Origin of the sequence: Halorientalis sp. (genome assembly GCF_028275115.1) — an archaeon.
Taxonomy (GTDB): domain Archaea; phylum Halobacteriota; class Halobacteria; order Halobacteriales; family Haloarculaceae; genus Halorientalis.
Genome location: NZ_JAQCNH010000148.1, coordinates 1 through 7,001 on the forward strand (window position 1 = coordinate 1; position 7,001 = coordinate 7,001).

Sequence of the window (7,001 nt, forward strand, 5' to 3'; positions counted from 1 at the left end):
ACCCGCAGCGCAAAAAAGCTCCTGTTAGTCGTCGTCCACGGCGTCGACGGTGGCGTCGGGGCCCTCGGGCGGCTGGCGGTCCCGCTGGAACTCGTCGAACTGCTCCAGGTCGTCCGGCAGTTCGTAGGGGATCTCCCGGTCGGCCTTGCCGCGCTCGTGGTCCTCGTCCAGCGGCGCTGCGACGGACTCCCAGTCCGGCTTCATCTTCACGCTCCTCGCGGGCGCACCGACCGCGATGTGGTGGGCGGGGATGTCGTCCTGAACGACCGCGCGCGACCCCGCGACGGCGTTCTCGCCGACCTTGCAGCCAGCCTGGACGACCGCGTCGTAGGTGAGCCGCACGTCGTCCTCGATGACGGTGTGGTAGTTGGTCACCTCGGTCTGGTCGGCGATGTCGTGGTCGTGGCTGTAGATGTGGACGCCGTCGCTGACGGAGACGCGGTCGCCGATGGTGAGCTGCCCGCGGTCGTCGAGGTGGACGTCGTCGTGGACGACGACGTTGTCCCCCACCTCGATGTTGTGGCCGTAGGTCATCGAGATGCCTTTGAAGAAGCGGCAGTCCTCTCCGCAGTCGGCGAACAGGTGGTCGGCGAGCATCCGGCGGAACCGGAGCGCGAACTCCACGTTGTCGGCCATCGGGGTGGCGTCGAACTGGCGCCAGAGCCACTGCAGGTACTTCGACTCCTCGAAGACGTCCTCGTCCTTCTCGGCGTAGTACTCCGACTCGAGCGTGGCGTTGCAGGGGTCGTACCCCTGGAGGCGGACCCGCTCGGCCGGGGAGACCTCCTCGCCGGCCTGCCAGCGGTCGTACGCCTCTCTATCCCCGAACAGGTCGACGAGCGTCTCCGTCACCACCTGGCAGGTGTCATCCTCTGGGTCCGAGAGCCGCAGATCCACGTCCTCCAGAAACGCCTGCAGGCCCTCCTCGGCCTCCACCGGCAGGCGGACGTGACGTTTGGTCATATCCGGTATGTAGTCGACCCGAGGCATTAGTGGTTGCCGTTACGTCGGTGTAACCGGCGTTGTGGTGCGGTTTCCGCACGACCGCCTCGTCGGGCCCCGCTGCGGCCGCTGTCGTCGTGGGTACGGACGGTCACCAGCGGGTCGCCGTCCGCGGGTGTTCGACCGGTGGTCCCATGCGCTCGGAACGACCGCATCTGCTAAGTGCGCGCGAACCCGAGTCTGGGGTATGCAACACCGAGAACTCGGCGACTCCGGCGTCGAGGTCAGCGAGGTCGGCTTCGGCGCGTGGGTCGTCGGCACGGACTGGTGGGGCGACCGCACGGAGGACCAGGCCGTCGAGATGGTCCAGCACGCCCTGGACCGGGGTATCACCTACTTCGACACCAGCGACGTGTACGGCCACGGCGACTCCGAGCGGCTGCTTGGCCGGGCGCTGGCCGAGCACCGCGACGAGGCCGTCGTCGGGACGAAGGTCGGCTACGACTTCTACAACAACCCGCAGGCCGGCCACGGCGAGCTGCCGAAGGAACTCGACGCGGACTACCTGGACGAGGCGTTCGAGAAGTCACTCGACCGGCTCGGCGTCGACCACGTCGAACTCCTCCAGCTCCACAACGCCAACGCCGACGAGGTGGACGCGGAGGTGCTCGACTGGCTCGACGAGCAGCGCGAGCGCGGCCGCGTCGAGGCCGTGGGCTGGGCGCTCGGGCCCTCCATTGGCTGGCTCGCGGAGGGCGACGCCGCCGTCGCCCACGAGTTCGACGTGGTCCAGACCGTGTTCAACATGTTCGAGCAGACGCCCGGCCGGCACTTCATCGACACCATCCGCGCGGAGAACGCCAGTACGAGCGTGATGGCCCGGGTCCCCCACTCCTCCGGGCTGCTGAACGAGCAGGTCACCCCCGAGACGGAGCTGGAGGCCGGCGACCACCGCGGCCACCGCCCGACGGCGTGGTACGAGGCCGGCTGGGAGAAGGTCGAGAACGTCCGGTTCCTGGAGCGGGACGGCGCCCGGACACTGGGCCAGGCCACCATCCAGTGGCTGCTCTCCTTCGACGAGATGGCCTGTGTCACGCCGACGTTCCGCACCGACGACGACATCGACGAGTGGGCCGCCGCGCCCGACACGCCCGCGCTGGATGAGGAGGAGTTCCGGCGTGTGGAGGAGCTGTACGCCGAGAACTTCGGTGTCTCCCGGGACGACGGGATGGCCGCCGAGGACCTCCGGACGAGCGTGGGTGGCGAGGACCTGCGGGACGCGGGCGTGCTGTCGAGCGCGGCCGGAGATTGATAGACCACTGAAACAGCCGTTCTCGAATCCACCGCTGAGAAAGAACTTTACCCCCCACAGTCGCGTCTTGACACCATGCATCAGGAGATGACGACGCTCGACTTCCTCGACAGGGGAGTCGATATCTACGGCGACGCCGTCGGCGTGATCGCCCACGACGGCACCGAGTACACCTATGCCGAGTTCGGCGAGCGGGTCGAACGCACGGCGGCAGCGCTCGCGGGCCTCGGCATCGAGAAGGGCGACCGGGTGGCGCTGCTTTCGCCGAACACACACTGGTTCTTGGAGACGCTGTTCGCGGTCAACGTCCTCGGGGCCATCTCGGTCCCGTGTAACTACCGCCTCGTCGAGAGCGACTACCAATACATCCTTAACGACTGCGGGGCGGCAGCGGTCGTCGCCGACCACGAGTACGCGGGCAAGGTCGAGGCGGTCCGCGACGCCGTCCCCGCCGAGACGTTCGTTGCGAACCCGGCCGAGCGCGTCGACGGCGACTGGCGTGACTACGAGTCGCTCCTGGCCAACGCCGACCCGGACGGGGTCGAACGCCCGGACATCTCGGAGGATGACCCCGCGACGATCAACTACACCAGCGGGACGACCGGCGACCCCAAGGGCGTTGTTCGGACCCACCGCACCGAACACTACCACGCGCTGATCGCCACCCACCACACCGAGATCAGCGACGACGACGCCTACCTGTGGACGCTCCCGATGTTCCACGTCAACGGCTGGGGCTACCCCTACGTCATCACGGGCGTCGGCGGGAAGCACGTCTGTCAGCGCCACTTCGACGCCGCTGGCGCCTTCGACCGTATCCACGACCACGACGTGACCTACCTCTGTGGCGCGCCGACGGTGCTCGACAGCCTCATCGACCACTACCAGAACACCGGCGTCGCCGCCACGGGTGAGAAGCCGGTCAGGATCGCTACCGCCGCCAGCCCGCCGCCCGAGGCGACGATCCGGACCGTCGAGGACGAGCTCGGCTGGGACATCCTGCATGTCTATGGCCTCACGGAGACGGGCCCGCTCATCACGACGAGCAACTCGCCCCGCCGGATCGCGAGCGAGGGCCGCTTCGCCGTCAAGACCCGCCAGGGAAGCGCCATGCTCGGGACGGAACTGCGCGTCGTCGACGAGGGTGGCGAAGACGTCCCCCGCGACGACGAGACGATGGGCGAGATCGTCGTCCGGGGCAACCAGATCATGGAGGAGTACTGGAACAAGCCCGAACAGACCCGCGAGGCGTTCAACGACCGCGTCGAGGGGTGGTTCCACACCGGTGACTTCGCGACCATCGACGAGCGGGAGATGATCAGCATCAAGGACCGCAAGAAGGACGTCATCATCAGCGGCGGCGAGAACATCTCCAGCGTCGAGGTCGAGAACACCCTCTACGACCACCCCGACATCGAGCGTGTCGCCGTGATCGGCGTCCCCCACGAGAAGTGGGGCGAGACGCCCAAAGCAATCGTCGTGCCCGCCGGCGGGACCGACCTCACCGAGGAGGAGGTCATCGAGTTCGCCCGCGACAACCTCGCGCACTTCAAATGCCCGACCGCCGTCGGAATCGTCGATGACCTCCCCGAGACATCAACGGGGAAAATCCGCAAGGTCGAACTTCGGGAGTCACACGGCGACCCCGTCGCGTGACCCCGGCCGGGACTATCGTCGTCAGCCTCGACTGACAGGTCATCCCCGCCGGCCTGACCCTCACCGTGGCTCGAAGACGTGGACCGGCCAGTCAACCTCGTAGTCGAGTGCGACCTCCCGCTCTGCGGCCGTCAGCTCGCGTACCGTGAGTTCGACCGAGTCGCCGATGGCGACATCGGCATAGTCGGCGGCCACACGCCCAAGCAGCCGGCCACCGTCCGCGAGTTCCACGACGGCGATCGTGTAGGGCGCGTCCGCCGCGAACCCCGGCGGCGGCGTGTGGACCGCCGTGTACGAGAAGACCTGGCCCTCACGCGCCTGCGGTTCGACGTCGACGGCGCGACTGCCGCAGGCATAGCAGGCCGGCCGCGGCGGGAGCAGCACCTGTTCACAGTCCGTACAGACCCCGCCCAGGAGTGTGCCGTCCGCGAGGGCATCGAAGAAGCCCGGCAGCGTCCGCGGGTCGGTCGCATCGAGGTTGTCCGTCATCGTGCCTCCGCCGTCGTGAGCACGTGGCCGACGGTAACGGCGTCCGCGACACCGCCTTCGTTGAGCAACAGGGCCGTCTCGGCCCCCTCGACCGCGCGGTCACCCGCGGCCCCCGTAAGCTGTTCGTAGGCTTCGAGCGCCTGCAGGATTCCGGTCGCGCCGATGGGGTGGCCGCGGGCCTTCAGTCCGCCGCTCGGACTCAACTGCACGTCCGTCCAGCCATCAGCCCGCTCTGCTGGCGCCCGGTGGCTCTGATAGCCCGTTCCTGGAGGGGCGAAACCGACGGCCTCTGCGAGCAGTGCCTCACAGACAGTGAAGGCGTCGTGCACCTCCGCGATGTCGACGGCCGTGGCGTCGATATTCGCCTCCTCGTAGGCTGTCTCAGCGGCGATACGCGCACCCGCGATGTCAGTCATGTCACGCTCGGCGACCGCGATGTTGTTCGCGGAGGCCCCGCTGCCCGCGACGCGAACCTGCGGGCGGTCGAGATCGGCCGCCAGCTCGGCGGTCGTCACGAGGACGGCTGCGGCGCCATCCCCGACCGGCGCGCAGTCGAATAGCTTCAGCGGCGGGGCGACGGGGTCGGACTCTAGGACCGTCGCTACGTCGATCTCTTCGGGGAACTGCGCTCGGGGGTTGCGAGCGGCGTTGGCGTGGTTCTTCACTGCGATCTCGGCGAGGTCGCGTTCCGTGGCGTCCGTCTCGTGGAGGTACCGCTGGGCGAGCAGTGCGTACTGGCTGGGCGCGGTGACACCGGAGCGTTGCTCGATGGCGCGGTCGAACGCCGCCGACAGCGCGTCCGTCGCACCGCTGGTGCCCGCGGATGTCATCTTCTCGACGCCACACGCGAGCACGGCTTCGTGCTCGCCGTTGCGGACGTCCTTGACCGCGTGGCGCAACGCGAGCGCGCCGGCGGCGGCACAGCCCTCGACCCGCTCGGCGGGGACATACCGAAGCCCGGCCCACTCGGCCAACAGCGTCCCGTGCATGATCTGGTGTTCGTAGCTCTCCGACTGGTTGCCGACGTACACCGCCTCGACGAGGTCGGCAGGGTCGGGCAGGCCGTCGAACGCCTCCGCGAGGGCGACCGAAAACAGGTCACGTCCCGGAAGGTCCGTGCGGCCGAGCGGCGAGGCACCGACCGAAGCGATAACTGGCTCTGGCATGGTAATACCTGTTAACATACGGGCCGTAACCGCATCGTTCTGTCGCTTAATCGTATAACCTCTTTATATGAATCCATCGGATTTCATACACTCCTGGCCTGTAACAAGTAGACGCCCACTCCGGAAGGAGTGGGTGGATGGCACAGAGGTACGAGTCGTGGCCTCAGGGTGGTATCGTCGCTCCTGCAGCGAGGAGTCGTCAATCACTCCGGCCTCTCGTCCTCGTCTATCAGCGACGAGATGATGAGTCGCTTGATGCCACGTCGAAGGAGCCCACTAGCTGCAGGTTGCGAGATATCCAGGTCAGCGGCAACCTCGCCGAGCGTTGCGCCCCGTGGCTCTTCGAAGTAGCCCGTGTCGCAAGCGACGAGGAGGGCGTTTCGTTGGCTATCGGTCAACCCTGCGTCCGTGTTCCCCAGACTCGCGTAGTCGTTCACGCGCAGTAGCTCGATCTCGATGTCGTTCTGTTGGGCGTAGTCCCAGAGGTGGACCAGATCCGTTCGCTCGGGGACCCATATCGTCAGGACCCACGCAGTGCCGTCGTTCTTCATATCGAGGATGACACCGCTCGCCGCCGAGACGACTGGTGAGAGGAGTTTCGCTTCGTCCGTGTACTCGACGCTGTAGATCGCTTCCTCGTCTCTGGTCTCAATGACGCGTTCGAATGCACCGACGGTACGGTCATTCCGGAGTCCATCTTCGAACTGGTCGAAATCAGCTGATTCGATACGATAGAAGAACTTGCCCGACGTTGGATCGGTGCCCGCCTCTGACACCGACGTGATACTCGAACTCCGGTCATGGGTTGCCGTCCCCGTGAGCACTATGTCAGGGTGTTCTGCTCGGACGACCGCTTTAATATCGGTCATTGAGCTGTCGGGCCACCGTCTTACTGTCCAGGACCATGCAGTTGAGCGTTGTATGAGTCGGTTGGTAGAAATTAATGCTGCAATACGTGCGACCGGGGTTGTACTGGTGGCCGTGTAGTGGCTTAATGGAGTCGGTTGATCCAACCCCTGAGGTCGGGTCGCGTCTCGGAGCCGTACTTCGCCGTGTTCCGCACGACTCGACGCCGGAGCAACGACTCTCACTCGTCCATCTCGTCCCTGGCGTGAATCATAGCCTGTTCGCGAGCACTGGGGTTGACCGACTTCTTGAACGGAACCTTCGCTAGCGTCGCATAGACGGGTTCGCCGGGCACTGCAGCGTACTCGTCCGGGAGGTGGACATCAAACTCCACGTCGAGGTCCATCTCGTATATCGAGTCGTCGAGCGGAACGTCGGTCGCGGCCTGTAGCTTCGCTGCCGGCACGAATCCGAGACCGATGTTGGCCTCGAGCTCCGGATTCCACCCTGCCGACGTCAGATACCCGCATTCGTCGCCCGTCTCCGGATCCGCGATGAGCCAGAACTCCGAGGCCCACTCCAGGATCGGG

At 66.4% G+C, this 7,001-nt stretch carries 7 protein-coding genes; 2 read left to right on the forward strand and 5 right to left on the reverse strand.

Annotation, left to right across the window (positions count from 1 at the left end; all coding sequences use genetic code 11):
* Nucleotides 1-24: 24 nt before the first annotated feature.
* Complete coding sequence (locus tag Q0964_RS17785) at nucleotides 25-963, reverse strand: acyltransferase (protein ID WP_299270489.1); 939 nt, start codon at nucleotides 961-963, stop codon at nucleotides 25-27.
* A gap of 226 nt (nucleotides 964-1,189) precedes the next feature.
* Here Q0964_RS17785 and Q0964_RS17790 point away from each other — a divergent pair, with 226 nt between their 5' ends.
* Nucleotides 1,190-2,254 (forward strand): aldo/keto reductase, encoded by a 1,065-nt coding sequence (locus Q0964_RS17790; protein ID WP_299270491.1) that lies wholly within the window; start codon nucleotides 1,190-1,192, stop codon nucleotides 2,252-2,254.
* Nucleotides 2,255-2,329: 75 nt separating this feature from the next.
* Entirely contained in the window at nucleotides 2,330-3,910 is a 1,581-nt protein-coding gene (locus tag Q0964_RS17795; protein ID WP_299270494.1) for a long-chain-fatty-acid--CoA ligase, read from the forward strand.
* A 60-nt stretch (nucleotides 3,911-3,970) separates the two neighbouring features.
* Here the strand turns inward: Q0964_RS17795 and Q0964_RS17800 are convergent, their stop codons facing one another.
* The 4 genes from Q0964_RS17800 to Q0964_RS17815 form a co-directional block, all read right to left on the reverse strand.
* Nucleotides 3,971-4,399: a Zn-ribbon domain-containing OB-fold protein gene (locus Q0964_RS17800; RefSeq protein ID WP_299270497.1), complete on the reverse strand. Its 429-nt coding sequence runs from the start codon at nucleotides 4,397-4,399 to the stop codon at nucleotides 3,971-3,973.
* Nucleotides 4,396-5,565: a thiolase C-terminal domain-containing protein gene (locus Q0964_RS17805; protein WP_299270500.1), complete on the reverse strand. Its 1,170-nt coding sequence runs from the start codon at nucleotides 5,563-5,565 to the stop codon at nucleotides 4,396-4,398. Before Q0964_RS17805 ends, Q0964_RS17800 begins: the two co-directional genes overlap by 4 nt.
* Before the next feature lie 203 nt (nucleotides 5,566-5,768).
* Nucleotides 5,769-6,434 carry a helix-turn-helix domain-containing protein gene (locus Q0964_RS17810; protein WP_299270503.1) on the reverse strand — a complete coding sequence of 222 codons (666 nt, stop codon included), beginning with the start codon at nucleotides 6,432-6,434 and terminating at the stop codon, nucleotides 5,769-5,771.
* A 218-nt stretch (nucleotides 6,435-6,652) separates the two neighbouring features.
* A partial coding sequence (locus tag Q0964_RS17815; RefSeq protein ID WP_299270505.1) for a glycine cleavage T C-terminal barrel domain-containing protein occupies nucleotides 6,653-7,001 on the reverse strand: 349 nt, incomplete at its 5' end.